Source organism: Streptomyces muensis (assembly GCF_021474425.1).
Classification (GTDB): Bacteria; Actinomycetota; Actinomycetes; order Streptomycetales; family Streptomycetaceae; genus Streptomyces; species Streptomyces muensis.
The window spans coordinates 1-2,634 of record NZ_JAKEIP010000507.1 but is presented as its reverse complement, the minus strand read 5'-3'; the positions used below and the strand labels follow the sequence as shown (position 1 = coordinate 2,634).

General features: G+C 60.9%; 3 protein-coding genes. All 3 read left to right on the top strand.

Annotated features, from left to right (window positions below; genetic code table 11):
• The coding region (locus L0P92_RS43775; RefSeq protein ID WP_234768701.1) for a transcriptional regulator at positions 1-1,013 on the top strand (1,013 nt) is incomplete at its 5' end.
• A 9-nt stretch (positions 1,014-1,022) separates the two neighbouring features.
• Positions 1,023-1,592, top strand: a complete 570-nt coding sequence (locus tag L0P92_RS43770; RefSeq protein ID WP_234768700.1) for a transcriptional regulator — start codon at positions 1,023-1,025, stop codon at positions 1,590-1,592.
• 82 nt (positions 1,593-1,674) lie between these two features.
• On the top strand, positions 1,675-2,388 hold the full coding sequence (locus L0P92_RS43765; RefSeq protein WP_234768699.1) for a hypothetical protein: 714 nt from the start codon (positions 1,675-1,677) through the stop codon (positions 2,386-2,388).
• Positions 2,389-2,634: the final 246 nt, after the last annotated feature.

The window sequence follows — 2,634 nt, the reverse complement described above, 5'->3', positions numbered from 1 at the left end:
CCACCCCCACCGCAGCACAACCCGACCCGAGGCCGGTCCCCGCCCGCCGCCGATCAGCCCAGCCCCAAGGCCGCATCCCGGACCTGATCCACAGGACCGTCCACGAAGCCCTCACCGCACACAACGGCGATCTCCAGCAGGCGACCGCCGAACTGCAGCGCAGGGCGATCCCCGACGTCATGGCCCTGCTGGACTCATGCCGTATCGGCGCCCGCTACGACATCGTCGGCCACCCCCCGCTGCCCGACATCCTGCGCAGAAAATCCGCCCACGGCGCAGACGACGTATGGGAGGCCCGCCCCAACTGGACCCGCCTCGATGCACCACCCGGCAACCACGAGGTGACCGCTCTCGACATCAACGGCGCCTACCTGTCCGCCCTCAAAACCCACCTCCCGCTCGGCGCCCTCGAATACTCCACCGGAAACGTCCACTCCCACCGCCGCTCAGGAATCCACCTCATCACCCCACCCGAATGGGAACACCACTCCCATCTCCCCAACCCCCTCGGCAGCCGGGACGAACCCGGCCCCGTCTGGGTGACCGAACCCACCCTCCGTCTCCTGCAGCGCCTCGCAACCGAGCAGCACGGCCACCTGTGCGACCCGCCTGTCATCCACGAGTCATGGACCTCCGGATCCACGGAGCAACTCTTCGAAAAACTCCGCCAGATCCTGCGCGACGCCCGGGAAGAAGCCATCACCGAAAACGATGAAGTCACCCTGGAATACGTGAAATCCATGTATTCTAAGTTCGTGTCCACCATGGGAGAGTCGAACTTCAACAGGGAGATCTACCGCCCGGACTGGATGCACATCATCCGCTCGCAGGCGTTCGTCAACCTGTGGCTCAAAGCCCATAAAGCACATACCGCAGGACTCACCGTCATCAGAGTCATGGGAACCGACGAACTCCACGTCGCCGGCGACTGGCGGCACATCTTCACGGAAGGGCGCGGCGTGTCACAGGTGAAGGTGAAGGACATCTACACCCTCCCTGCCGGCGAACGGTAAACACCCCACATGCCGGACAGGACACACGACTTCGGACGCTACGGCGCCGAGGGAACACGCGGAAGCGAAGCCGCCTCCCGCGTACTCGACTCCCTCGCCGGCGGCATCGCATCCCCCGTCACCACACGCCGCGGCCTCTCAGCCCGCCTGCGCTACCTCACCCGCGGCGCCGCCGGCCACGACGCCATGCGCGAAGCCGGAATCACCGTCACCCCCCGCACCCTCAAGGCCTGGCTCACCGGCAAACAGCAACCCAACAAGGCCAACCTGGCCAAAATCGAAACCGCCTACCGGGCCCTGCGCCGCCGCAACGTCGCCCGGTACCTGCTCCGACGCCTGAACGCGAACGGCGGAACAAGGGTGGAAATCCACCCTCTCGACCAGTCCCACGTACCCGTTCCCCGTCAACGTGTCCTGGAATACCGGAGACTGAACATCCGCAACTGGGACGCCATTGTCGACGCGTGGGCCAGGGGAGACGTCCGAGCCCTCGACGACGCCTGGATCGACCAGATGGTCAACCTCGGGTCGCAATGGGGAAAGTACGAATACGTCACCTCCGTGGGATTCGCCGCGTAGCGGCGTCGAAGCCAGCAAGGTGAGGCAGCGTCATACCGTGTGCGTAACCACCAGCGGGCCATGATCGTTCAATGTGATTGACATGAGTAGAGTGCAGCCAGAGGAGGGGGAGTTCATGGTTGATGAGTCGAAACACCACGAAGCGGCCTATCTCAGGCTTCGGCATGAAGATACCAACTACGAGGTCTCAGTTGAGCCCAGCTCCTCCAAAGGGCTCATGCGAATCGACGTGATCGGCTGCAATACAGCGGGTGAAGTCGTCACAGATCTTCACGGCGAAGTCAACATCAAACACTGGGAGTTGATTGGCCAACTGCTTTCACTTCTTGCCTCCGCCACGAAGAGCGGAGCAAACACAGAAAACGTTGCAACAAGACGAGAGCAGCGCTCCATTGGCTCTTCAACTGATCGACGAGGCAGCTGGACTGAAGAGGAGATTGGACACCTGCGCAATCTGCATGAATCAGGAATGACGTCAGCTCAGTTGGCGAAACACCTCGATAGAACTGAAAAGTCTATCAAGTGGAAGCTCCACTCACTCGGCCTTGCCGCCTTCCCATCGGAAGAGGTTTCTCCGCCCAAGCTGGCGAAGCGACATGAGCCAGCATATCGGGTGGAAGACTTGCGAAGGACGCACTCGAACTCCCATAAGCGTTGGACAGAGGAGGAAGACGTAAGGATTTCTGAACGCTTCAAGGACGGCGCGAACACAGATGAGTTGATGTCAGAGTTTGGAAGAAATAGAAACGCAATTATTGCGAGGCTGAATCGACTTGGATTTCAAGTGGAAAAGTAAGTGGAGCTGTTTGTGATGTACCGTCAAAAAGGCGAGGAGTGGGGGTGGCCTGACTGTAGCTGCCATAGCGCACGGAGTGCGCTGGAATCGAAAGCCGCTGAAGCGGCTTTGAATCGAAAGCCGTCGGAGCGGCTTAGAGGCTTCCGGCCCGTAGGGCCGGCGCGTCGCTGTCTCTTATAAACATAAACGAGCCCACGAGACCGGTTATATCATCGCGTTTTGCGGCTTGGGGGTGTAAACTGGGGG

Coding starts and splice junctions, on each gene's coding strand:
- L0P92_RS43765 (WP_234768699.1), top strand. CDS start 1,675: ATGAGTAGAGTGCAGCCAGAGGAGGGGGAGTTCATGGTTGATGAGTCG.
- L0P92_RS43770 (WP_234768700.1), top strand. CDS start 1,023: ATGCCGGACAGGACACACGACTTCGGACGCTACGGCGCCGAGGGAACA.